The organism is Afipia sp. GW823-FHT06G09, assembly GCF_058794875.1.
Window position 1 is genome coordinate 1,184,904 of sequence record NZ_JBXAHF010000001.1, and the last position, 24,341, is coordinate 1,209,244.

Consider the following 24,341-nt stretch of genomic DNA (forward strand, 5'->3'; position numbering starts at 1 on the left):
CTTTACCCTCCATTCAACATTCCATAACGGTTCATTACGCGAAGAACCCGATCAAAAGCGATTGGATATCGACCGATAAATGAAAAATTGGTTGGCTCGCGGAGCCATCACACCGCTCTTGCTCAACCTATTGAAAACGTTGGTGGTGCACGCAGTGATTACCCAACCAGTCTCGCGGCGGAAATGGGATAAATAATGGGAAAATCGCGCAAATAGTGCGATTCGAATTTGCAAAATGCAGAAAACCCCTGCGGCAGAGGCCAATTTTCCGGAATCCGAACAAAAAATAATTGGGAAAACACATCGTAAAATTGGGAAAATCAGCCAAAGAAATGGGAGGCTTTCCCAATATTTTTGATTCGCGATTCGTGAGTGCACAATCTCTGCAAATCAGGCTTGGGGGGCGCTTTGAGCACGCTGGCCATCAAATATAAAGACCCGCGCAAGCTCAAACCTCGCCTCAAGAATCCCCGTACGCATACGCCCCGGCAGATCAAACAGATTGCCGCCAGCATCCAGGAATTTGGTTTTATCAATCCCGTCCTGATCGATGGCTCGGACGGCGTCGTAGCGGGCCACGCCCGGATTACTGCTGCCATATCCCTAGGCATGGCGGACGTTCCGACCGTGAGGGTCGACCAGCTCAGCCCAACCCAAATCCGGGCCTATGTTATCGCAGACAATCGGCTTGCAGAGAATGCAGGATGGGACCCCAACCTGCTTGCCCTTGAACTGCAGGAGCTTTCTGTCCAGCCGAATTTCGATGTGACGGTCACTGGTTTTGAGATGGCCGAGATCGATCTGATAGTCGGCCAGGCGAGCGACAGCGGACCGGACGAGGCAGATGCCATCCCCGAGATCGATCGCTCCCTCCCCGCGGTATCGCGGCACGGAGACTGCTGGCAGATCGGTGACCACTTTCTACTGTGCGGAGATGCCCTCAAGCCGAAAAGTTATAAATGCCTCCTCCAGGGCAAACGAGCACAAGTGGTGTTTGTTGACCCGCCCTACAACGTGCCGATTGCAGGCAATGTTTCTGGTCTGGGCAAAAAGCAGCACCGGGAATTTGCGATGGCATCAGGCGAGATGAACCGGCAGGAGTTCACGAACTTCCTGCGGCGCGCCTTGAAGAACCTCGCCGCGTTCAGCGTCGACGGCTCAATCCATTTCGTATGCATGGACTGGCGGCATATTCGAGAATTGGCCGATGCTGCCGATGATGTATATACGGAACTCAAGAATATCTGCGTCTGGTCGAAAAGCAATGCCGGTATGGGTTCCTTATACCGCTCCGCTCACGAGTTCGTTTTTGTCTATAAGAATGGCCGCGCCAAGCACATCAATAATGTTGAACTGGGGCGCTTCGGACGAAGCAGAACAAATATTTGGCATTATCCCGGCATGAGCAGTTTCGGGAAGGACCGGGACACCGCGCTTGCCGGGCACCCGACACCGAAACCACTTGCACTGGTCAGCGACGCCATTCTCGATTGCTCAAAACGAGGCGGCATCGTTCTGGATGCGTTTGCCGGCAGCGGCACCACATTGCTCGCGGCTGAAAAGACTGGCCGGCATGGATACGGCATTGAACTGGATTCGCATTATGCTGATCTCATCATTCAACGGTTCAAAGAGATCTATAGCCTGAAAGCCATACATGTAGAATCTGGCTTGAGTTTCGATCGAGTTAAGGCCACGCGGACGGAGCACGACAAGAATGGTCAAGCGGGTACAACGGCTAACATCAGAGCAAAAAAGTCGGATCGACAAAAAATCCTCGAAGGAAAAGCAAACGCCTCGCGCAAGAGCAACGCACGACACCGACGCTCCGGCCGAAAAGAAAGATAAATATTCGGTTGGACGCGGCAAGCCGCCGAAACATACCCAATTTAGAAAAGGCGATGGCCGACCTCGACCGGGTCGCCCCAAGGGCAGCAAGAATATCGTTACTCTCGTAATGGAAGCTGCGCGCGATCAGGTCACCGTCGCCATCGACGGGAAACGGCGGAAAATATCTAAAGCACAAGCAGCGGCGATACATTTGGCAAACGCAGGTGCAACGGGAAATGAAAAGCTATTATTGAAATTCATCGACGTGATTGCAGACATCGAAGCGCGTGCCGAGGCAGCCAGACCTTCCGAATATCCTTTTAGCGATACCGATCAAATAGTGATCCGGGCAATCTACAAGCGCCTGCGGCCATACGATCAGCGGGAGAGCGACTGATGACTCTATCTCCGGCAAGGATGGTGGCCGAAATCTATCGGCAGGATCTGCTTGCATTCATCCATCGTTCCTTTCTTGAGCTCAATCCAGCGGCGACATTCGAATACAACTGGCATCAGGAATTAATTGCTCGAGCCCTCGAAGAGGTTGCCCACGGCAGTTGCAAACGTCTGATCATCAATGTTCCGCCGCGGCACTTGAAATCTCACTCCGCATCCATCGCGTTCCCTGCCTGGTTCCTGGGACACTTTCCGGAGAAGCAGGTGGCATGCGTCTCTTACGCCCAGGATTTTTCCGATACTCTGGCACGACAGTCTCGTCGCCTCATGGGCAGTGCATTTTATCAAGCCCTGTTCAACACCAGGATTTCTAGCAAAAGAGACACCGTAGCTGACTTCGAAACCACACAAGGTGGTTTCCGGTTCTCTACTTCAGTCGGAGGTGGATTTACGGGTCGTGGCGCAGACGTCATCGTGATCGACGATCCTTTGAAAGCTGATGAAGCACTGTCTGACGCAAGACGCCAAGGCGTGAACGAATGGTTCAATAACACCTTGCGCAGCCGTCTCAACAAGCAAGTCGAAGGTGCGATCATCATAGTCATGCAGCGATTGCACGCCGATGATCTGGTCGCTCATGTCCAGAAGATGGAAAACTGGAAAGTATTGTCGTTCTCAGCGATCGCCGAAGAAGACGAATCCTATGAAATTCGAACACCGTACCAAACGACCCAGTTTCGTCGAAAGGCAGGAGATATTCTTCAACCATCCCTGATGCCGCGATCGTCCCTAGATACGCTTCGCGCGTCAGTGACGCCATATCATTTTGCTGCCCAGTATCAACAGAACCCGCAACCGCCGGAAGGCCACATCGTCAAGCGCGAGTGGCTAAAATTCTATACGGCAAACGAAAAGCCTGACGATTTCGGAACAATTCTTCAAAGTTGGGATACAGCCGTGAAGGATACTGAAATTGCAAATTTCAGCGTCTGCACGACTTGGGGGGTTAAGGACAAAAAAGCTTATTTGCTAGACGTTTTTCGCAAAAGACTTTCATTCCCCGATCTAAAGAAATCCGTCCAAAGCCAAGCTGAGCGTCACCATGCGACGGTCGTTTTGATTGAGGACATGTCATCCGGGTCTTCTTTAATCCAACAACTACGCGCCGAAGGCCTTTCGAAAGTGCAGGCTGCGCCGTCCTTGGACGGTAATAAGATCATGCGATTGTATGGCCAGACGTCAGTGATCGAAGGCGGATTCGTTCTTTTTCCAAAAACGGCAGATTGGCTCGATACCTATTTAACCGAACTGCTTTCGTTCCCGAGTTCCAACTATGACGATCAGGTCGATTCTACGGTCTACGCGCTAGCTTGGATCGCTCAAAATCCTAGATGGTCCGGCAATATCATTAAGCAACCGTGGCTTCACTATTACAGCAAGCTACCTGAGGATCAGCGGTATAAGCGCGTTTTTATGTCTTGGGACACTGCCCTTAACGATGGCGGGCAGAGTGACTGGACTGTGTGCACGATTTGGATGCGACTTGGCGACAATTATTATTTGCTACACGTAGAGCGCGGCATCTACGAATACCCCGAGCTGCGCAAAGTGTTCGTCGAACTCGTACAAAAGTACAACCCAGAGCAGATCCAGATGGAGGAAACCGCAATAGCAAGAGCGCTCAAAAGCGAGCGCGACTTACCACGGCGCTCGTCAATTAAACTTCAGCCCATCGAGCAAGATCGAAGAGGTCGGCTCTATACCCAGCAATCCAAATTTAAAGATGGCAATGTGCGGTTTCCCAAACAAGCTACGTTCATGTCTCTGGTCGAAAGAGAACTTCTCAGCTATCCGCACGGCGAAACCGATGACATCGTAGATAGCATCAGTCTAGCTCTCCAATACGGTGGTACGGGGTATGATACCACTTTGAGTTGGGTAGGATGAGAAATCTTAAAAATCTAGCGACTGCGCTTGCATTTCTGCGATCCGGAAGTCTCGACAGGCATGCCTGCTATTAATCCAAGTCCGTTAGATGAGCCGTTTCCTCAGCCGTTAAGCTTATGCGAACGACGTAATAACTCATGTTCATTTTCTGGTCTTGATTTACATCGGCTGAGAAAAGCGTGCCGAAGCCTTTGACTTCTGGCATCGTCCGTTGAACGCGGCAAAGCGCATCACAATGGCTGCCCCACGCGTAACTGGTTAATATCTTGCGATGGCACCTTGGCTTCGACAGTTGATTGATAGGTCTCTGGAACGATCAACATCAGCGGCTGGTTGGCATTGGCTCCCCCAACCGCATGGATTTCCAATTGGTGTACAACGCCATCTTGAAGAGCTCGTATGTCGATGCGTTGAGTTGTTCTCCGGCAGCAACTTTGTACTCGACGAGCTCTGCATACTTTCCCTGAATTTCTCTGAGCTCTTTCGCGACCTTACTTCGGACGTCTGATATGCCTCACGCTACTTAGTCGAAATTACCTTCCATTGCATCTGGCAAGGGACCGCCGGTAGCCCAATCAAGCAACTCCACCGTATGAACAATCGGAATAGCCGTCCCGGCGCCGATTTGCGTGATGCACCCGAGATTGCCGCTCGCGATGATCTGCGGCTTCAGCTTTTCGATATTCGCTACCTTGCGCGACCTGAGCTGGCCGGCAATCTCGGGCTGCAGAACATTGTACGTACCTGCCGAGCCGCAGCATATGTGGCCTTCTGGAACATCACTAACAACGAACCCCATTTGAGTCAGAAGGGATTTCGGTTGATCCACGATGCGCTGACCGTGCTGCATCGAGCAGGCCGAATGATATGCGACCAATTGCCCTGTAGCTCTAGTCGGGCCTTGAAGTCGAAGTGTATGAAGATATTCCGAGATATCTTGTGCAAGCTCGGACACGCGCGCAGCCTTGCTAGCATACGCCTTGTCCTCGCGAAGCATGAACCCATAATCTTTGACGGTCGTTCCGCAACCCGACGCTGTGACGATGATGGCATCGAGTCCATTCTCGTCTAGCTCGCGTGTCCAGACATCGACGTTGCGCCGAGCCGCATCCAGGGCTGAATCTTCATAACCCATATGGTGCACAAGCGCGCCGCAACACCCCTCACCACGCGGACTTGTCACCTCGATGCCGTGACGCCTCAACAACCGGATCGCAGCGTCGTTGATACCGGGAGCGATGACCTGCTGGGCGCAGCCTGTCAGGATCGCAACCCTGCCGCGCCGGTTTCCTTCGTTCAATTCCGGAGGAGCATGTTTACGCGGCCTCAAAGCCGGAGCGAGATCGATCATCGCGCCGAGTTGTGTCCCGCCGGGGAGCCGAACCAGCCATTTCTTTATCGGCCTGACAACCGATGCCGCGAACAGCGCAGGCCTGAGCCATTTCGGATTCGGCAACACCGCGGCCAGTGCGCTCCGCAGAACACGATCGATCAAGGGACGTTTGTAGGTCTCTGTAATGTGAGCCCGCGCATGATCCACCAGATGCATGTAGTGGACCCCTGAGGGGCATGTGGTCATGCACGAAAGACAGGAAAGGCAGCGATCGATATGCTTGACCACCTTCTCGCTTGCGGGCTTCTCATTCTCGAACATATCCTTGATGAGGTAAATTCTCCCGCGCGGACTGTCGAGTTCATCTCCCAGCAACAGATAGGTCGGGCATGTGGCGGTACAAAAACCACAATGAACGCAAGCACGGAGAATTTTCTCCGATTCACGCATGTGCGACTCGGCAAGCGCGACCAGCGAGAAGTTCGTTTGCATGGAATTCCTGTTTCTATCTCAGATGCCGGAATACATTCTTCCGAAATTGAGAATACGGTCGGGATCGAACGCGAACTTGATCCTTCGAGTCAGCTCAGTAAGCGCCGGTGAAAGCGGCTCGAATACATCCACGGTGCTTCTCACCTGGGGCGATGCGCGCAGAAGCGTCGCGTGACCGCCGAGACCGCGCATCGCGTTCCGGACAACCGTCGAGCCCGCATCTTCCGATGCGTTGACAGCGAGCCAAACCAAACTGCCGCCCCAATCGTAGAAATGACGCGCATCCAGCACTCGTTTGATGTGGTCAATGACGCCGGGCGCCTTCGAAGGGGCCAGCGAAAGCCGCCATATGGCGCTCTCAGCAGGATCGACCAGCCACCGCGCATCCCGCACGTCCGACCAAACATCCGTGCCGACCGTCTCTTCCAGAAGATCTGCATCTCCATATGGCCGCCAAAGCTTGGCGATTTCCCCGCAACGATAGATCACGGACGATTCGAAGCCTTCGACGCGGACGATGGTCAGGGGTTCGGACACCACTTCCTTCGGCAGGTGCGCTGCTGCGGAAACGGAGAATGGAGATCCCATGGCCGCCGTCAATGCGGCAATCGCCGTCGCATCGTTCAATCCGCGCAGGACGAGCGAGGATGTCGATTCCGGTTTTGGCAAAACCTTGAAAATAACTTCACTGAAGACACCGAAGGTGCCCCACGCTCCGCAATTGAGCTTGACCAGATCGAGACCTGTCACGTTCTTCATAACCCGGCCGCCAGACTTCACGATGTCGCCGCGGCCATTGACCAGCCGTATGCCGATCAAACTGTCGCGGCAGGCTCCAGCCATGACCCGTCGCGGACCAGAAACATTTCCGGCCGCGATTCCGCCGATCGTCGGCTCGTGATCGCCACCCAGAAGCGCCCGATAATCCATCGGCTCGAACGGCAGCATTTGATTCCGGCTTGCCAGTGTCTCGTTGATCTCGGACAGCGCGGTTCCGGGAAGAGCTCCGATCACCAACTCTGTCGGCTCATAGATCGATACTCCTCGCATGCGCTGGGTTGTAACGGATGTCGCATATCCGTTCGGCCTGCCTATTTGCGATTTGCTGCCTGCTCCGCGGACGACGAGCGGTACATTCCATGCGCCCGCCATTTTGATCGACTCGGAGAGACTCTTTTCGTCGTGCGGCTTCAAATCTCCTGACATGGGAAATTTCGTCCAGCGTTACGCTTGATTTCAGCAGTCAATGGGAAACACCTTGTCTCTGTTGAGTAACGATTTTGGATCAAACGCTTCACGCAAACGCATCTGCTGGTCCAAATCGATCCTGTTGAATTGATATCTCATCAGATCGCGCTTCTCCAATCCGACACCGTGCTCTCCCGTGAGACAACCACCGACTTCAACACATAACTTGAGAATGTCGTTGCCTGCAGCTTCCGCTTTCGACTGCTCCGCCGGATCGTTGGCGTTATAGAGAATAAGAGGATGCATATTCCCATCGCCGGCGTGAAAGACGTTAGCTACACGCAATCCGTAGCGCTTCACGATCTCGGTGATCTGCGCCAACACGTAGGACAGCTTCCCCGTCGGCACGGTACCGTCCATGCACAAGTAGTCCGCAACGCGCCCGGTCGCGCCGAACGCCGACTTCCGCCCCTTCCATATGGCCGCTGTTTCAATCGCGGATCTGCTCTCCCGCACCGTCTGCACCCCGTTGGCTCGCGCGATCGATATGATCCGTTCAAGCGTCGCGTCCATTTCCGCCTTCGAGCCCTCCACTTCGATGATCAGAAGCGCTTCAGCGTCGAGCGGATACCCCGCCCTGGAAAAGGCTTCGCAGATTTCGATCGCGGCCTTGTCCATGTACTCAATCGCGACCGGAATGATTCCAGCCGCGATGATTTCCGCAACTGTGTTGCCAGCTCCATCGCATGAGGAAAATCCGAACAGAACGGGGCGCGCGGCTTCGGCAGATCTCAGTATCCGGACGGTAGCCTCGGTCACGACCCCAAGCTGACCTTCAGATCCAACCACGACACCAAGCAGGTCCAAACCGCCGCTATCGTGACTGTTTCCGCCAAGGTCGATGATCGTTCCGTCCATAAGCACCATTCTGACGCCGAGAAGATTGTTGGTCGTCACACCGTATTTCAGACAATGCGCACCGCCCGAGTTGTTGGCGATATTGCCCCCGATGGTGCAAGCAAGCTGTGACGACGGATCCGGCGCGTAGAAAAAGCCCCTGTCCGCGACCGCTGCGGTAATTTTTAGATTGGTGACACCCGCTTCGACACGAATGAAGCGGTCATCATAGTTGATCTCCAGCACGCCGGTCATTCTTGAAAGCCCAAGAACAATGGAGTCCTCGGTGGGAATTGCCCCTCCTGCAAGCGAGGTGCCCGCGCCGCGTGGCACGACCTTCACCCCGTGGTCATGGCAAAATTTGAGAACAGCACTGACTTCGTTCGTCGATGCCGGCAGCACAACGGCGAGCGGCATCTTGCGGTAGGCGGTGAACGCGTCGGTTTCATACGCCCTGCACTCGTCCCTGTCCGTGATAAGCCCATCGGAAGAAACCAAGCGCGCCAGATGCCCCACGATGGCTTCACGGCGATCGAGTATGTCCTTGTTCGGCTCGGAAAACATCGTCGCGTTCAAGAGCATCTCCTTCCTCGGAACACGCGGGCGCACACTTCAAGGTCCGGGGAGAATCTTCTTCTCGTCCAACACGGATCTTGCAGTGCACGCTCCAGCCTCTAGCCAGAAGCCAAGACACGCTCCGGGTGTCCGGACCATTTCCATGCGAGCGTCGGCCTGGAAATGCCAAGCATCATTCCATCGAGCGCACTCGGATGAAGCCAGATCTGTTCGGGCTCCCGGCCTTCCTCCCGCTTTTCCCGCGAATCCAGGGTCAGGCCTGCGCCGTCCGCCCTTGCCGACCGCTCGATACCGCCGACGTCGCGGCTCTCCGCGTACGCCATGTAGAACGACACGCCCTCACGCGCGCAATACCGGCCCATCGTCTTGGACGCATCGGTGGGGGTGATGACTTCGAATCTATCGAGACGATCCGGAGAAAAGAGAGTGAGAACGCCGCTATATCCGAAAAGCTCCGATGTGATTGCGACAAAATTCTCCCGGTTCAATCCGAAGACGCGCGAAATCTGGTTCACCGCGGCGGACTGGTCCGCCACGAGCAATGTGACTTCGTAGAGGAAATCCAGCTTCCCAGCCGGCTTCACATCGCGTAGCGGCGAGATCACAAAGTGCACGGGACTGCCTTCGATCTCGATGCGAATGAAATCCTGGTCACCTTCTTTGATATGCTGAGCACCGCCATTGATCGCATTGCTGGCGAGACCGGGCATGTCCAACGATGTCGCACCGGCGCCGAAAACATGAGACCGCCCGCGCCGGACCAGTTCATGCTCCACAATCCCGGTGCCATCCGGCTCCAGAAGTTCGACTTCGCCTGTTCCTACGCGCAGCGTGGTCCGTCTGGCCCGAAGCGCCTTGATAACGTCAAAGGAAATCTCCTCGGCGCCCAGTCTGCGGCGCCAGGTTTCCGCAACGCTCTTGGCGTCCCGCGTGGCAATCTGCACGCGATCGATCGTTGTCAACATCCCAAAAATCCCTTGTTGGCATTCTAAGGCAAGGCGCGATTGCTTCCGGTCGATCTACCGCATTCGTTATGTATCTCCGCGACGAACAGCCCGCGGCCGATGGCGTGATTGCCATCTCTTCGTTGTCACGCTTTCGCGCCAAACATGTTTTTCCAGGATTCCGTGCCCGGTTTTGCTTCCCACTTTTTCGTCTCGGACATGACGGCCAACCCCTCCTGCACAGCGGGACGAACCTTGATGGCGTCAAACCAGCGCTTGAGATTGGGATAGGTGTCAAGCTCCTGTCCCTGCCATCGATAGGGCCGAATCCAGGGAAAGGTCGCAATATCCGCGATCGAGTAGTCGCCGGCGAGATATTCGCGGTCGGCCAGGCGACGATCGATCACGCCATAAAGCCTCGCGGCCTCCTTCGTGTAGCGCTCGACCGCGTAGGGAATCTGCTCTGGCGCATAGCGCCGGAAATGATGAGCTTGACCCAACATAGGTCCGGCGCCGCCCATCTGAAACATCAACCATTGAATGACTTCCATCCGTGCCCGCGCATCGGACGGCAGCAACTTGCCGGTCTTCTCAGCAAAATACAGAAGGATGGCCCCCGACTCGAAAACGGACAGCGGCTTCCCGTCCGGGCCATCATGATCGACAATGGCCGGGATCTTGTTGTTCGGACTGATCTTGAGAAACTCGGGGCCGAATTGATCACCCTTGGTGATGTCAATCGGCAGAACCCGATAATGCAGGCCGAGTTCGGCCAGCATTATCGTGATTTTGTATCCATTCGGCGTGGTCCAAAAGTAGAGGTCAATCATATACCAACGTCCTGCGAAACAGCCGAATGGATAATGTCGTTCGATTTAAGCCTTGGGCTTGTCGAACAGAATGCCTGGATTGAGCACCCAGTTTGGATCGATCTCGCGCTTGTTGGCTTGCATCATGCGGATGAAGCCCGGATCGATCTCCTTGTCATACCAGGGCCGGAAGCTGCGTCCGACGGCATGGTGATGCGTGATGGTGGCGCCGAGTTCGAGCAAGGCGTCGGAAGCCACCTTGTTCAGGGCCGCATAGTGCTCAATGTTCTTCTCGTGAGAAGACGGAGCCATGATCGAGTAGTACGGCGCCGGTCCATCCGGATAAAGGAACGAGAAGCGACGGCAGACAATGCCTCCACCGCAAATCTTCTTTTCCGCTTCAGCCACCCGCCGCATGACTTCCGTGTCGAGCGCCTCAAACTTGTCCCACGTATAGGCCGTTTCGAAGGTGAAGCTGACAATGCCCATGGCCGCGCGAACGTGCATGAGATAGGGCAGATAGCGGAACTGGTTGCGCCAGCTGCCCTGCGCGCCCGATCGGCTGGTTTCGAGAGCATCGCTGCCCGTTCCGGCCTTTTGCTTCACCGTACCGCCGAAATCCCTGCAGATTTCCAGCGAGCGATCCAGCCACGCATCGACCGGATGATCGGCCGATTCATAGCCGATCAGCAGCACCGATTCCGTGCCATCGCCAGCTCCATAGAAGAACGCGTCCTTCTCATCGAGATAGCGGCAGTTTGCGGGATAAAGACCGGCCTGGGTGATCTGCCGAACGGCCTTCGCACCCTCGTAGAAAGTCTTGAACGACACAGAGGCGTTGGCGCGGAACTTCACCCGGCCCTGTAGACGCATCCAGGCTTCGGTGATGATTCCAAGCGTACCTTCTGATCCGATGAAGGCGCGATCTGGGCTCGGACCGGCGCCCGAGGCCGGCAGCCGGCGGTTCGTGATCGTGCCGGTCGGCGTGACGACGCGCAGACTCTCCACCATGTCGTCGATATGAGTCAGATGCGTCGCATAGTGACCGGAAGAACGGGTCGCGATCCATCCACCGAGTGTTGAGAACTCCCAGGACTGCGGGATGTGGCGCAATGTGAAGCCGTGCGGCTTCAGCTGCTCCTCGAGCGAAGGACCGAACGTGCCACCCTGGATACGAGCAGCACGCGAGGTCGGATCTACCTCCAGAACGCGATTGAGATTCTCGAGGTCGATCGTGACCACGCCCTTGTAGCTGCTGTCGTCCGGTGGATTGATGCCGCCCGTGACGCTTGATCCGCCGCCGAAAGGCACGGCCGCGTAGCCATTTTCACCGCACCAGTCGAGAACGGCCGCAATGTCTTTCTCGTCGCGAGGATAGGCCACGACATCCGGCGGATTCGGATACTTGCGCTTGTAGATCATGGCCAGATCGCGGAAGCTCTTGCCATAAGTATGCGAGACGCGATCCCACTTTTCCGTCGTGCAGAAGCTCGCAAGGGACGCCGGTGGCTTGATCCGCGGAGCGCGCAACTCGATCTCGTCAAGAGTCGGATCCGGCAGAACTGTGAAATCGCTCATTCCGAGACGCTTGGCGACGCGTTCGTGCATCGACTTCACTTCAGACTCGGGAATGTCCTGGCCTTCGTAACCCCAACTCCAGAACTTCCTACGCTGCCCTTTTGGCATATTCAGGGGTGCATTCATTGCTTCGCTCCTTGTCCTCGCTTGTGTTGAACCAGAAAGTCAGTCCGACCCGATTCGTACGGCCCGATAATCGGGAGGGAAATCTTTGGTCGACTACTGGCCAATCCAGATTGGTAATACCAATTAATGCCCGGCGAGTTTACTTGTCAAGCGTATCTTCAATCGCCGATCGACAATTTCTTCGCTGCCGCAGGCCTTCTTGCGAGACCATGGCCCCATCAAGCGGGCGTGGCAGAGCAAACCCGCCGGCGTCCGCGCAACGAAGCTCTGGAATTTCAACTGGCGGGAGAAAGCCGCGAAGCCGCGATGATCTTCGTGGCTCAGCTATTCATTTGAGTAACGAACTTGGTGTTCAGATAGGCCTCCATGGCTTCCGTCCCGCCTTCGGAGCCGTATCCGGAGTCCTTGATGCCACCGAACGGGGTTTCAGGCAGCGCAAGACCATGATGGTTTATCGACATCATTCCGCTTTCGACGCCTGTGCTGACGGCGCCAATGACAGAGGCCGATTTGGTATAGGCATAAGCAGCCAGGCCAAAAGGAAGACGATTCGCTTCCACAATGGCTTCATCGAGTTCTGAGAAGACGCTGACGGGTGCAACCGGACCAAACGGCTCTTCATTCATGATGCGCGCGTTCAGCGGGACGTCCGTGAGCACGGTCGGTTCAAAGAAGAATCCCTCGTTTCCTATCCGCTTGCCACCGGCCCTGATGCGGCCGCCGCACGATGTGGCGTCGGCGATCAGCGCCTCCATTGCCTCGATACGGCGATGATTGGCCAACGGACCCATCTGACTCGCGGCGTCGAGACCGTTGCCAACCACCAGATTCTTTGCAGCCGATGTGAAGTGGTCGACAAATTCCTCGTAGACACTCTTGTGCACGATAAAACGCGTAGGCGAGACGCAAACCTGACCCGCGTTCCTGAACTTCGCCGCGGACAACAGTTTGGCGGACTGCGCAACGTCAGCATCACCGAACACCAGCGCCGGCGCATGCCCTCCCAGTTCCATCGTCACGCGCTTCATATGGGATCCCGCCAGAGCGGCGAGTTGCTTGCCGACTTGGGTCGAGCCTGTGAATGAAATCTTGCGAATGACGGGGTGAGCGATCAGATACGAAGACACTTCGGCTGGCACGCCGAAGACGAGGGTGAGCACGCCGGGCGGCAGACCAGCATCGGCATAGGCCTGAACCAGAGCGGCACAGCTGGCCGGCGTTTCCTCAGGTCCCTTGAGAATCACGGAGCAGCCGGCGGCGATCGCAGCCGAGATTTTGCGAACAGCCTGATTGATCGGGAAATTCCACGGCGTGAACGCCGCCACCGGACCGACCGGCTCCTTGATCACGACTTGCTGCACTGCTCCGGAACGCGAAGGAATGGCGCGGCCGTAGGATCGGCGAGCTTCCTCGGCAAACCAGTCGATGATGTCCGCACCCAGCAGCACCTCCAGCTTCGCTTCCGCCAGGGGCTTTCCCTGCTCGAGGGTGAGAATGCGAGCGATTTCGCCGGCCCGCTCCCGCAATTTTTCGGCAGCCGACCGCATCAGCTTGTAGCGGTCGAACGCGGACGTCTTGCGCCATATGCCGAAGCCGCGCGATGCGGACTCCAGCGCGCGGTCAAGGTCGTCGACGGAAGCGTGTGGAACGCGCCCAATCGCAAGCCCGGTTGCCGGATTCAGCACGGCGCCCGACTTGCCGTGCGATCCCTCGCACCAGGTCGCGTCGATGAACATTTTGATATCCGGATAGGCCTGTTCCTGATTCATGGCGATGTCCAACGGCGCTTGATGAGAATTGGGTCTGGAAGGACTAGACGGCTAGGCCAGCTGTTTCGGCATATTTCTTCAAGTCATGCTTCCGGATCTTGCCGTTTGGCGCGACCGGAAGTTGCGGCATCACGATGATCTGCTGAGGCTTCTTGTATCGCGCAAGCTGTTCCTCGATAAGCGTGAACAGGTCGTCGGTTTCTATGCAGCTTCCAGGAACAGGCTCAACAAAGGCGATGATCTCCTCGTTGCCTTCAACCGACCGCCCGACGACCGCAGAGTTGAGAACCGTCGGATGCGTATTAAGCACCGCCTCGATCTCGGGCGGATAAACGTTGAACCCGGAACGGATGATCAATTCTTTCGATCGCCCCTGCATAATCATTTCGCCGCGCGCGTTGCGGCTGACGATGTCTCCGGTCTTCAAGTAACCGTGCTCATCGATAGCATCCGCGGTCAGTTCCGGCTGACCGTAGTAGCCAAGCATCACATTCGGCCCTCGCACGAGAAGCTCGCCAGGCAAGCCGTCCTCGACCTCGTTGCCGTCCGCTCCGACAATCTTGATCTCGACTCCGGAAATGGGCGGCCCGATATTGATTTCGTCGCTTCCCTTTGCATATTGGGTCCGGCTGATCGTGGGTGACGTCTCCGTGAGACCGTAACCGTTGTGAAGAACGACCCCAAACACGCGTTCGACGTTTTGGCGCAACGAAAGGTCGAGCGGAGCCGTGCCGGTATAAACATATCGAAGCGTGTTCGGTGTGAGCCGAAGCCCGGCCTGGTCAACGTGAGCGACAATACGCGCCAGCAACGCGGGAACGGCGGTAAATATCGTGAGCGTCTTGCTCAAGATGGCTTCGATAGCCTGCGTGAGCGAGAATCTCGGCATGATCTTCAGATGCGCGCCTGCGAACAGCATGCCCTGCATGAGCGTCAGTCCATACGAATGGGAAATCGGCATCACGCACAGCGAGACATCGTCCGGATGAATTGTATCGGTCCTTTTCCCCCGGCAAGCGACAAACGCCAGACTACGATGACTGAGCATCACCCCCTTTGGGCGGCCGGTTGTGCCCGTCGTGTAAATAACAACGGCGACCTGCCGGGAGGGATCCTGGTGCGTCCGCTCCGCAACCGAGTCCGCATCGAGCTCTCCGACTTTCACCTTCCCTATGCCGGTGAACGACTCGATGTCCGCATTCCGGCGACAAGCATGAGCATCAGCATCGGATGAAACGGCATGGGTATAGAACACACGCCGTGGCCGACAGTCACGCTCTATCAAATTCAGCTCGTTCTGGCTGAGACGTGCATTGGTGATGACCGCCCAGGCGTCGAGCCGGCTCGACGCATAAAGCAAGACGATTGCAGCAATCGAATTTTCACACACGATCATGACCCGATCGCCCGGACGAACACCGAGCCGGCTCATTTCAAGGGCGACCAGTTCAACGACGTCTATCAAGCGGCGATAAGACCAATCGACACCGCGCTCGTCGGTAAACGCAATCCGAGAGGCGTCCCCCTTGGCGCCCTCATCGAGTATCCCGTGAATGCGGGCGGGCAAATTCGATATCAGATCCATATTGTCAGCCTGTTTCTTGGCCGCTGCTAAGTCAGAGCCGCATCCGCATCGCGTCATCGCTACGCGGACACGGCTGCGGCTCAAGTCTGCAGCTCCATATTGGTACTACCAATTTGGTCTTCTCGATCGCGCGATGTCAAGCGGTATTTCTTGGACCGCGTCTGTCCGCCGGTCCGTCTCCCCGGCGTCCTAGAGGCAAGAGCTCTCGGCGGCTATTCCGCCGCCTCCCGAACGTAACGGTGGGTCGGCGTTCGCATCGTCACCAGTTCCTCGGCAGAGGTGGGATGCAGCGCCATCGTGGCATCAAAGTCGGCCTTGGTTGCTTTCATCTTGATCGCGATGGCGACAGCCTGAACGATCTCGGCAGCTTCCGGACCAACGATGTGGCAGCCGAGGACACGGTCGGATGTTTGGTCGACGATCAATTTCATCAGAACGCGGCCTTGGCTGCCTGACAGCGTGGCCTTGATCGGCCTGAAATCGGCCTTGTAAATATCCACATGCGTGAACTGCGCCCTCGCCTCGGCTTCAGTCAGCCCGATCGTTCCGACCTGAGGCTGCGAGAACACCGCCGTTGATATCTCGGTATAGTCAACGCGCACAGGCCGCTTGCCAAACACAGTATCGGCGAAGGCATGTCCTTCGCGAATTGCGACCGGCGTCAGATTGACCCGGTGGGTGACGTCGCCCACCGCATAAATGTGCGGCACGCTGGTTTGCGAAAAACCGTCGACGGCGATGCCGCCGTTGGCCGGATTGAGCGCCACGCCCGCCTTTTCAAGCCTAAGGCCCTTGACGTTGGGATGACGGCCAATGGCAAACAGCACCTGGTCAGCGGCGATCGTTCTTTCCCCGGACAGATGCGCGGTAAAGCCCTCGCCGCGCTTCTCGACCTTGTTCACCGTGCAGCCCGTGAGAACGGAAATGCCCGCCGCTTCGATCTCTCCGCGGACATGCGCGCGAACATCCTCATCGAATCCCCGCAGGATGTTATCGCCGCGATAGACGAGCGTCACGTCGGCGCCGAGACCTGCGAAGATGCTGGCGCACTCCAACGCGATATAGCCACCGCCCTGGATTACGATGCGCTTCGGGAATGCAGGCAAGTGGAAAATATCATCCGACGAGATGACATGCTCGATGCCGGGAATCGCCGCGCCGTGATTGGGCGCGCTTCCGGTGGCGATCAGAATGTATTTCGCGCGCACCGTTTCGCCGGTGGACAGCCGAAGCGTGTGCGCATCCTCGAACACCGCACGTGCCTTAACGACACTCGCACCGGCCTTCGCGGCATTGCCGGTGTAGGCCGCTTCGAGCCGGGCAATTTCTCTGTCCTTGTTGGCGACCAGCGTCGGCCAGTCGAATGTCGCGGATGGAATGTTCCACCCGAAACCCGCGGCGTCTTTGATTTCCTCGTGGACGTGCGAAGCATAGGCAAACAGTTTTTTCGGCACGCAACCGCGAATCACGCAAGTGCCGCCCATGCGATACTCTTCGGCAAGCATGACCTTGGCGCCATGATTGGCTGCGATCCGCGCGGCGCGAACGCCGCCCGAACCGCCGCCGATGACAAACAGATCGACGACGTAGTCAGTCATGGCGGTTTGGGGCTTGCTGGTTTGCCCGATGGGCTCCAAAGATTTCAAATTTATCAACCTGATAGCAAGGAACTATACGCGGACGGGCATTTTTTCTGGATCCCGGCAGTTTAGGTCCTACCAATCCGGTATACCAATCTTACATGCCCGGTGAAGAGGAATCAAGCGACCGCCGTGCGGGGCCGCAATTTGGTTTGTGGATTCGGGGCGCCCGATCCGGGCCCGGCGCGCAAAGCACCTGTCATGTCATCGCCACTCGAAATAGAGTGAATATCACTTAGATTCGTGACTATTGGAGGGGCCGGCATGAAAAGGCTTGACGTACCAGTCCCCTCCCGGGCGCAGAAAGAGCAGACGCAGATGACCGAGCGAAACCGAACCGACAAGCCTGAGGCTCCCTCGAACGCCATTGGAAAAATCCTTTCGTTTATCCGTGAGCGCCGCTATCAACCCTCCGAGCGCCTGCCGTCCGAACGAGACTTCGCGGAGAAATTCGAAACAAGCCGGGGCGCCGTCCGTGAGGCGCTGGCCGCTCTGGAGGTCATGCGCGTCATCGAGAGACGGCCCAACTCGGGCATCTATTTGCGAAACTCGGATGAAAGCAGCATCGAAGCTCTGGTCCTTCACGCCGAGTCCGGCCTTCCATTCCAGGCCAACGAGATCGCCGATGTCTTCGAGGTACGGCGTATGCTCGAAGTACAGGCCGCTCGGCTGGCCTGCACCCGCAGGACGCCTGACAATATCCGCGATCTGCGCGCGATTTTAACCGCCACCGAGAAGCGTCTTGCGAAGAAGCAGACGATCGAGCTGGAAGACGAGGCATTTCACCTAGCGATCTTCGCTGCCACCAAGAATGATATCCTGCTTCGCGTTGTAAAATCATTCTACGAACTGTCCCGGCAGCGCCGCCGCGTTTATTTTTCCGATCACAACCGCGGTCGCCGCTCTTATGAGGATCATTGCGAAATCCTTGAGGCCATCGAGGGACGGCGCGTCGGCCAGGCCGAACAGAAAATGAATGAGCACCTGTCTCAAACAATCGAAACCTGGCAGACGCTGCTGGGAGAGCCGAAGATACCTGTAAGACGATAGGCTTTCTCCGCAAGCCCGCGCCGCTCAAGCGGCCCACGCCGGTTCGGGGCGCCAGCGCGCACCGAACCATGCTCTGCAGACAGATGCCGCCTACCCCTTCAGCGCGCCTGCCGTAAGTCCCGCGACGAAATAGCGGTAGCAGAACGTAAAGATTACAAAGAGCGGCAACGCAATGAGGGACGCACCGGCGAGGATTTCGCCCCAACGCAAATCCTGCGCTCCGAGCATCGACGCAAGGGCGACTGGAAGCGTCTTGTTTTGGTCGCTCATGATGAGGATGAGAGCGAAGACATAGTCGGCCCAGGACAGCAGGAACGAAAAGATTCCGACCGTGATCAGACCCGGCGCGGAAAGCGGCAGGACAACCTTGATGAATGCGCTGAATTGCGAACAGCCATCCACCATTGCGGCTTCTTCCAGGTCAAATGGCATCGACTTGAAGAAACCCCACAAAAGCCAAACGCCCAACGGAAGCGAGATTGCGAGATGAGCGACCAGCAAGCCCCACAGGCTGTCGGAAAGACCCGCCATGCGGAACAACGCTGACATCGGAATCGCGAGCATCAATGGCGGGAACATGTAGGCGAACAACATCGAGGCGACCAATGTTGTTTTGCCGCGAAACCTCAACCGCGTCGCGCCATAGGCGATAAACGCCGAAAGCGTCGTGGAGACGATAATCGTCGCCATCGCCATCAGGGTGCTGTTGAGAAAATTGGCCGTATAGTTCGTGAGTTCCAGCAGCGACCTGTACGACGACAGATCCGGCGGCCAGAACACCAGCGATGTGTCGAGAAACAACCGTTGCGGTGCCCGGAGACTGGATATGATCATCCAGTAAATCGGGAAAAACGAATAGACGCAGATTAAAATGACAGCTGAGTAGAGTGCGATGGGGCCGGCAAGTTTCTTGATCGGCTCGCTCGCCCAGCCGAACGATTTCTGCCCGGATACAGGCGATGATATCTCCGTCGGCAAAGGCTCAGACCTGGATGAATGGCGAAGGAATGGCTTCTGCCGCGGATCGGAAACAGCCGCAACGACGGAAGGATGTGAATATTTCTGCGTCACTGTCATCGCCCCTGCTTTGCTTCGTCGATCGGAAAGAATCTGAGATAGATCAGAATGATGGACGCCAGAAGAAGAAACGAGATCGTTGCAACCGCCGCTCCGCCCCCTAGATCGAACTCCAGGAACGCGCGTCGATAGGCCAAGATCGGAAGCGTCTCGGTCTGGTTCAGCGGCCCTCCCTTGGTCAGCAGCCAGATCACGTCGAACTTGTTGAACATCCAGATGCCTCTCAGCAGAATGACCACAATCAACACAGATCGGAGGCCCGGCAACGTAATGTGCCAGAACTGTTTCAGGGCTCCGGCTCCATCGACCCGCGCGGCTTCATAAAGCTGAGCCGGAATTGTCTGTAGACCGGCAAGCACGCATGTCACCACGAACGGTGTCCATATCCAGACACTGACGAGAACAACCGTTCCCTTCGCAGTTGCGGAGTTTGCGCCCCAGTCGAACATGCTGGATCCGAACGACGCGAGGACACTCTTGATCAGCCCATAGTTTGGATCAAGCATCCATTGCGCGATGAGACACGCAACAACTGTCGGCAAGAAATACGGAACTATCGACAACGCCCGGACAATCGTCTGCCCGACGAACTGACGATTCAGAACGAGCGCAATAGACACACCGAGCACGACTTGCGAAATAATCGCAAAAATGGAAATCACCAATCCATTCATGAGCGCGGCCCAGAAGCTCGGGTTCTTAATCGCGGCTAGGTAATTATCGAGCCCGACCCACCGCGGCGGAGCGATAAACGACTCCGCCGCGTAGAATGAGAGCTTGATGGAATACAGGAGTGGCCCGCCGACAACGGCGCCGAGTATCAAAACACCCCCGACGAACAAGCCAATAATTCGCCAATCCTGCCTCATGAAGAACCTACTTTCCCGTCAACAACTTCAGCCGATCGCCCGGATGCGATCAGCGGCCGTTTTCACACAGTCGGCCGACGACATGTTCTTGAGCACCTTGTTTTGCAGCATTTCCGGCATGATGTTCGCGTCAAACACCTTGCAAGGCCGCAGGTCGATCGACGGCCCGATCAGGTCAACCGATGAAAGCCTGACCTTGCTGTCCGGGTCGATGAACGACTTCATCTGCATCATCGTTGCCCAATGCTTCTGAATCATCGGGTGCTTCTTCCAGCGAGGGTCTTCATAGACATCCAGGCGCACAGGCTGGAAGTTCATCCAGGCGGAATGCAACCAGTCGATATAATGCTCGTCGATGAACCATTTGAGGAACTTCATTGTTTCCTCACTCTGCTTGGTCTTGAACGCGACGAAGCCATCGAAGGCGAAGGGCAGCGCGGACTGTTTGCCACCGCTATCCGGCGCAGCGAAAATTCCGTACTTGTCTGCAAGTTCCGGATTTCGTGCCTCGAGCGCTTCGACCACTCGTCCCGAGTAAAGCGTATGCGCGACCTTCCCGGTAACGAAGAGACTCATAAGCTCCGCGTAACCCACCGTGTTCAATCCGGGAGGCATTGTCTTGTAGAGCTCGCCGAAAAGATCGAGGAAGCGGCCTGCGCGGCCGGCGTTCTCCGGCGCATCCAGAACAACGTTCCACTTGTCGTCGTAGAACTGCGGAGCTTCCGCAAACAGATTGCCAAAACTTGCCCAGTTGGTAGCGCTGTCGCTCGCCAGAGGAATAACGCAACCGCCGCGTTCGATATTTCCGTCTTTTGAAACGGTCAGCGCCCGGCAGTTTTCGAGATACTCTGCCCAGGTGGTCGGGACTTTGAGACCCTTCTCGGCATAGAGATCCTTTCGATAGTAGCACGTCACCAGGTTGTAATCGTAGGGATAGAACCAGTTCTCACCCTGGTACGTCCACGCACCCATCTTGCCCCACGAATGCTGCTTTACAAGCTCCGTCATCGGAAGAAGATGACCACCACGGGCGTACTGAAGAATATGAGCGATATAACCTTGGGTAGAAAGGTCATAAGGCGTGCCCGCATTGATCGCCGCCATGGTCTTCGCATAGGCACCGCTGATCGGCGTCGAATCGACAATGATCTTGACGCCGAACTTGCTCTCGTACGCACTGCAAGCATTTCGCAGGACAGTCTGGCTATCGGCCGCGGTCTCATTGTTCAGAAATCTGAGCGTTACCTTTGCCTGCGCATTGACGTAGGGAGCTGCAAAAGAGCTTGCCGCCCCCGCCATCACGGCGGCCGATGTCTTCAGGAAGCTTCGCCGGTTAAAGCCGGAAGACTTACCCTTGGACTTCCATTCGCTTGGGTTGTACTTGGTCATAATTCTCCCTCCCTTTGTTAATTTCATTTATCGATTTTGATTGTCTCAATGTTTTTCCGCTGTCTCGCGAGAACAAGTGAAGCTGCTGCGCCGGCAGAGCAACGGGAATCCTGTCGCCGGCCGCGAGCACATCGTCGCGCGCGAACACCGCACGAAACTTCTGACCGAATATCGTTCCGAGAACATATGTTTGCGCACCGATTTGCTCGACCAGGCTGACGACCATATCGATGCCGGATGCTGAATCAGCGCGCGTAATGTGTTCCGGCCGAATGCCGAACGTGACGTTCTTTTCAATCTCGACAAACTCGCCGTCCGGAAGTTCGAGCACCGTTTCGCCCGCGCGGACCTTCATTCCAGCACTGTCGCGGATCAGTTCACCCTCGGCCAGATTCATTTCGGGCGAGCCGATAAATGCTGCCACGAAAGCGTTGACAGGCCGGTCGTAGAGATCGAGCGGGCTACCGACCTGCTGGATCAAGCCGTCCCGCATGATGACGATCCGATCACCGAGCGTCATGGCTTCGACCTGGTCGTGCGTCACGAAGATCATCGTGGCGCCAAGCCTCGCATGCAGCGTCGCGATCTCCTCGCGAGTCTTCACGCGCAACTTTGCGTCAAGGTTGGAAAGAGGCTCGTCCAGCAAAAAAACGTCGGGGTCGCGAACGAGCGCGCGACCGAGCGCGACGCGCTGCATCTGACCGCCCGACAACTGTCGCGGCTTCCGCTCGAGCAACGGCTCCAAACCAAGACTCGACGCCGCGCTTCGCACACGACGATCGATCTCGTCCTTCGACTCGCCCCGGACACGCAGGCCGAACGCCATGTTGTCGTAGACGGTCTTCTGCGGATAAAGCGCGTAGTTCTGGAACACCATCGCGATGTTGCGATCTTTTGGCGGCAACGCGGTTACATCCCGCCCGCCGATCAGAATCTTGCCGGACGTCACATCGTCAAGACCGGCAAGCATGCGCAGCGTCGTCGACTTCCCGCAGCCGGACGGCCCGACAAAAACAATCAGTTCGCCGTCGGCAATATCCAATGAGAAATCCTGAACGGCCCAAGGGCCTCGATCTCCGCCAAAGGATTTCGACACATTCTGGAGAGTGACTCGCGCCATACAGCAAACCTCACTTCGCGTTGCCTCTAGTTATTATCGTTATGCGGGAACCAACCACATAACCGGCATCCAAATTGGACAGACCATTTTGGTCTTCCATACGTCCGCCCCTATCGGCTGTCAAGCAATCTCCCCGTTCAGCATCAGCAAAATCCAGATCGTTCAGCAAAAACTTGCGCCGGAGTCGGCAGCCCGGATCGGACTTCACAGACCAGCCTCAATTTTGTTTGGTTTGACCAATTTGGTCAATCCAATTATAGATCGAAGAAACATGCGATCTCTCGAGAGCAGATTTCGCCGCATAAACTGACAAGGAAATGTCATGGCTGGACCTCTGGTTGGTTACCGAGTGCTCGATCTTTCAAGAATTCTTGCCGGACCATGGTTGGGCCAGTTGCTTTCCGATCTCGGCGCGGAGGTCTGGAAGATCGAACGTCCCGGCACCGGCGACGACACGCGGCAATGGGGTCCTCCGTTCCTGAAGGACGGAGACTCCAACGACACAACCGAAAGCGCCTATTTTCTCAGCGCTAACCGCGGCAAGCATTCGATCTGCGTCGATATCGCAACCGAGGAAGGCAGCGAAATCGTACGCTCGCTGGCGCAGCAAGCCGACATCGTGATTGAGAATTACAAGGTCGGCGACATGCGTCGGTACGGACTGGACTACGAGTCCCTCCGGAAACTGAAGCAAGATATCATTTATTGCTCCATCACCGGCTACGGTCAGACCGGCCCGATGAAGGACGTCGCAGGATACGACATGGCCATCCAGGCAACCGGCGGACTGATGAGCATTACCGGTGAGAGCGACGACAAACCGGGTGGAGGCCCTCAGAAGGTTGGCGTTCCGATCGTCGACATTCTGACCGGCATGTACAGCGCGACGGGTGTCCTTTCCGCGCTGCTGCATCGCGAACGCACCGGCGAAGGCCAACACATCGACATGGCTCTGCTCGATGTTCAGGTGTCCGTGCTTGCCAATCAGAACATGAATTATCTTACGACGGGGCGTCCGCCCAAGCGCTACGGGAACGCGCATCCGAACATCGTCCCCTATCAGGTATTCAAGACAAAAGACGGTTCATTCGTGCTCGCGGTCGGAAACGACCAGCAGTTCAGAAAATTTTGCGCGACGGCGGGATTTGCGGAACTGGCCGCCGATACCCGTTTTGCCACGAACACCGACCGGCTTCATAATCGTGATCAACTCATCCCGCTTCTCGATGTCCATCTGGCCAAGCAGACGACGCATCACTGGGTATCGTTGCTGGAACCGGTCGGCGTTCCTTGCGCGCCGATCAACACGCTGGATCAGGTGTTTGCTCATCCGCAAGTGATCCATCGGGAGTTGCAGATCAATCTTCCGCATCCTTCCGGCGCCATTACGCCTCTCGTCGGCAACCCGATCAAGTTCTCGAAAACGAAGATCGAATATTCGAAGAGCCCGCCGCTTCGAGGTGAAGACACCGAACAAGTTCTCAAAACCGTGCTAAAGTTTGATCAGGCGAAAATTCAGAGGCTCAGCGACCGCCGGATCGTCGATACTGGAACGCATCCGCAGCATTCCAAATCCGGGCTGCCCGAATAATCCGGGTGCATTGTTGGCAACCACGGACGTCGCGCCGATACGCCAGGCCGAATATCTGGCAGCGGAGAGCCTCACTAGTGACCGAGGGCCCAGACCGTCTTTTCAAAGGCCGATCTTTCTTGTGGCGACATACTC

At 56.4% G+C, this 24,341-nt stretch carries 18 protein-coding genes; 5 read left to right on the forward strand and 13 right to left on the reverse strand.

Annotation, left to right across the window (positions count from 1 at the left end):
- The first annotated feature begins 408 nt into the window (after nucleotides 1-408).
- From AC1Q67_RS05860 to terL, 3 genes are read left to right on the forward strand one after another with little or no spacing between them, the layout of a single operon-like run.
- Complete coding sequence (locus AC1Q67_RS05860) at nucleotides 409-1,848, forward strand: site-specific DNA-methyltransferase (RefSeq protein ID WP_002713025.1); 1,440 nt, start codon at nucleotides 409-411, stop codon at nucleotides 1,846-1,848.
- Complete coding sequence (locus tag AC1Q67_RS05865; RefSeq protein WP_245259266.1) at nucleotides 1,763-2,227, forward strand: DUF5681 domain-containing protein; 465 nt, start codon at nucleotides 1,763-1,765, stop codon at nucleotides 2,225-2,227. Before AC1Q67_RS05860 ends, AC1Q67_RS05865 begins: the two co-directional genes overlap by 86 nt.
- Nucleotides 2,227-4,173, forward strand: a complete 1,947-nt coding sequence (gene terL / locus AC1Q67_RS05870) for a phage terminase large subunit (protein ID WP_002713026.1) — start codon at nucleotides 2,227-2,229, stop codon at nucleotides 4,171-4,173. The genes AC1Q67_RS05865 and terL overlap by 1 nt, the downstream gene beginning before the upstream one ends.
- 523 nt (nucleotides 4,174-4,696) lie before the next feature.
- On the opposite strand, the gene glcF is transcribed toward terL, so the two are convergent.
- The 9 genes from glcF to gor form a co-directional block, all read right to left on the reverse strand.
- Entirely contained in the window at nucleotides 4,697-5,998 is a 1,302-nt protein-coding gene (glcF, locus tag AC1Q67_RS05875; RefSeq protein ID WP_002713027.1) for a glycolate oxidase subunit GlcF, read from the reverse strand.
- 18 nt (nucleotides 5,999-6,016) lie between these two features.
- On the reverse strand, nucleotides 6,017-7,204 hold the full coding sequence (locus tag AC1Q67_RS05880; protein ID WP_002713028.1) for an FAD-binding protein: 1,188 nt from the start codon (nucleotides 7,202-7,204) through the stop codon (nucleotides 6,017-6,019).
- A gap of 30 nt (nucleotides 7,205-7,234) precedes the next feature.
- The gene (locus tag AC1Q67_RS05885) at nucleotides 7,235-8,665 is read right to left on the reverse strand and encodes an FAD-linked oxidase C-terminal domain-containing protein (protein WP_002713029.1); all 1,431 of its coding nucleotides are present in this window, start codon (nucleotides 8,663-8,665) and stop codon (nucleotides 7,235-7,237) included.
- Between the two features lie 92 nt (nucleotides 8,666-8,757).
- Nucleotides 8,758-9,624 carry a VOC family protein gene (locus AC1Q67_RS05890; RefSeq protein WP_002713030.1) on the reverse strand — a complete coding sequence of 289 codons (867 nt, stop codon included), beginning with the start codon at nucleotides 9,622-9,624 and terminating at the stop codon, nucleotides 8,758-8,760.
- A gap of 125 nt (nucleotides 9,625-9,749) precedes the next feature.
- Nucleotides 9,750-10,433: a glutathione S-transferase N-terminal domain-containing protein gene (locus tag AC1Q67_RS05895; protein WP_002713031.1), complete on the reverse strand. Its 684-nt coding sequence runs from the start codon at nucleotides 10,431-10,433 to the stop codon at nucleotides 9,750-9,752.
- 45 nt (nucleotides 10,434-10,478) lie between these two features.
- The gene (locus AC1Q67_RS05900; RefSeq protein WP_002713032.1) at nucleotides 10,479-12,116 is read right to left on the reverse strand and encodes an FAD-binding oxidoreductase; all 1,638 of its coding nucleotides are present in this window, start codon (nucleotides 12,114-12,116) and stop codon (nucleotides 10,479-10,481) included.
- A gap of 320 nt (nucleotides 12,117-12,436) precedes the next feature.
- Entirely contained in the window at nucleotides 12,437-13,885 is a 1,449-nt protein-coding gene (locus AC1Q67_RS05905) for an NAD-dependent succinate-semialdehyde dehydrogenase (RefSeq protein ID WP_002713033.1), read from the reverse strand.
- A gap of 43 nt (nucleotides 13,886-13,928) precedes the next feature.
- Entirely contained in the window at nucleotides 13,929-15,554 is a 1,626-nt protein-coding gene (locus AC1Q67_RS05910; RefSeq protein WP_245259222.1) for a class I adenylate-forming enzyme family protein, read from the reverse strand.
- A 128-nt stretch (nucleotides 15,555-15,682) separates the two neighbouring features.
- Nucleotides 15,683-17,068, reverse strand: a complete 1,386-nt coding sequence (gor, locus tag AC1Q67_RS05915; RefSeq protein ID WP_002713035.1) for a glutathione-disulfide reductase — start codon at nucleotides 17,066-17,068, stop codon at nucleotides 15,683-15,685.
- Between the two features lie 360 nt (nucleotides 17,069-17,428).
- Here gor and AC1Q67_RS05920 point away from each other — a divergent pair, with 360 nt between their 5' ends.
- Nucleotides 17,429-18,160, forward strand: a complete 732-nt coding sequence (locus AC1Q67_RS05920; RefSeq protein ID WP_009737314.1) for a FadR/GntR family transcriptional regulator — start codon at nucleotides 17,429-17,431, stop codon at nucleotides 18,158-18,160.
- Nucleotides 18,161-18,250: 90 nt separating this feature from the next.
- On the opposite strand, the gene AC1Q67_RS05925 is transcribed toward AC1Q67_RS05920, so the two are convergent.
- Genes AC1Q67_RS05925 through AC1Q67_RS05940 form a run of 4 tightly spaced genes read right to left on the reverse strand, consistent with a single transcriptional unit; the run spans nucleotide 18,251 to nucleotide 22,615 of the window.
- Nucleotides 18,251-19,237, reverse strand: a complete 987-nt coding sequence (locus AC1Q67_RS05925; RefSeq protein WP_002713037.1) for a carbohydrate ABC transporter permease — start codon at nucleotides 19,235-19,237, stop codon at nucleotides 18,251-18,253.
- Nucleotides 19,234-20,106 (reverse strand): carbohydrate ABC transporter permease, encoded by an 873-nt coding sequence (locus AC1Q67_RS05930; RefSeq protein WP_002713038.1) that lies wholly within the window; start codon nucleotides 20,104-20,106, stop codon nucleotides 19,234-19,236. Before AC1Q67_RS05930 ends, AC1Q67_RS05925 begins: the two co-directional genes overlap by 4 nt.
- 27 nt (nucleotides 20,107-20,133) lie before the next feature.
- A complete protein-coding gene (locus tag AC1Q67_RS05935; protein WP_492235698.1) occupies nucleotides 20,134-21,405 on the reverse strand; it encodes an ABC transporter substrate-binding protein in 1,272 nt (423 codons plus the stop codon).
- A gap of 49 nt (nucleotides 21,406-21,454) precedes the next feature.
- Entirely contained in the window at nucleotides 21,455-22,615 is a 1,161-nt protein-coding gene (locus AC1Q67_RS05940; RefSeq protein WP_002713040.1) for an ABC transporter ATP-binding protein, read from the reverse strand.
- A gap of 322 nt (nucleotides 22,616-22,937) precedes the next feature.
- On the opposite strand from AC1Q67_RS05940, the gene AC1Q67_RS05945 reads away from it, so the two are divergent.
- On the forward strand, nucleotides 22,938-24,206 hold the full coding sequence (locus tag AC1Q67_RS05945) for a CaiB/BaiF CoA transferase family protein (RefSeq protein ID WP_002713041.1): 1,269 nt from the start codon (nucleotides 22,938-22,940) through the stop codon (nucleotides 24,204-24,206).
- Nucleotides 24,207-24,341 lie beyond the last annotated feature (135 nt).

Excerpts from the sequence above, each read along its gene's own strand:
- terL (WP_002713026.1), top strand. The coding sequence starts at position 2,227 with ATGACTCTATCTCCGGCAAGGATGGTGGCCGAAATCTATCGGCAGGAT.
- glcF (WP_002713027.1), bottom strand. The coding sequence starts at position 5,998 with ATGCAAACGAACTTCTCGCTGGTCGCGCTTGCCGAGTCGCACATGCGT.
- AC1Q67_RS05880 (WP_002713028.1), bottom strand. The coding sequence starts at position 7,204 with ATGTCAGGAGATTTGAAGCCGCACGACGAAAAGAGTCTCTCCGAGTCG.
- AC1Q67_RS05885 (WP_002713029.1), bottom strand. The coding sequence starts at position 8,665 with ATGCTCTTGAACGCGACGATGTTTTCCGAGCCGAACAAGGACATACTC.
- AC1Q67_RS05890 (WP_002713030.1), bottom strand. The coding sequence starts at position 9,624 with ATGTTGACAACGATCGATCGCGTGCAGATTGCCACGCGGGACGCCAAG.
- AC1Q67_RS05895 (WP_002713031.1), bottom strand. The coding sequence starts at position 10,433 with ATGATTGACCTCTACTTTTGGACCACGCCGAATGGATACAAAATCACG.
- AC1Q67_RS05900 (WP_002713032.1), bottom strand. The coding sequence starts at position 12,116 with ATGAATGCACCCCTGAATATGCCAAAAGGGCAGCGTAGGAAGTTCTGG.
- AC1Q67_RS05905 (WP_002713033.1), bottom strand. The coding sequence starts at position 13,885 with ATGAATCAGGAACAGGCCTATCCGGATATCAAAATGTTCATCGACGCG.
- gor (WP_002713035.1), bottom strand. The coding sequence starts at position 17,068 with ATGACTGACTACGTCGTCGATCTGTTTGTCATCGGCGGCGGTTCGGGC.
- AC1Q67_RS05920 (WP_009737314.1), top strand. The coding sequence starts at position 17,429 with ATGACCGAGCGAAACCGAACCGACAAGCCTGAGGCTCCCTCGAACGCC.
- AC1Q67_RS05925 (WP_002713037.1), bottom strand. The coding sequence starts at position 19,237 with ATGACAGTGACGCAGAAATATTCACATCCTTCCGTCGTTGCGGCTGTT.
- AC1Q67_RS05930 (WP_002713038.1), bottom strand. The coding sequence starts at position 20,106 with ATGAGGCAGGATTGGCGAATTATTGGCTTGTTCGTCGGGGGTGTTTTG.
- AC1Q67_RS05935 (WP_492235698.1), bottom strand. The coding sequence starts at position 21,405 with ATGGCGGGGGCGGCAAGCTCTTTTGCAGCTCCCTACGTCAATGCGCAG.
- AC1Q67_RS05940 (WP_002713040.1), bottom strand. The coding sequence starts at position 22,615 with ATGGCGCGAGTCACTCTCCAGAATGTGTCGAAATCCTTTGGCGGAGAT.
- AC1Q67_RS05945 (WP_002713041.1), top strand. The coding sequence starts at position 22,938 with ATGGCTGGACCTCTGGTTGGTTACCGAGTGCTCGATCTTTCAAGAATT.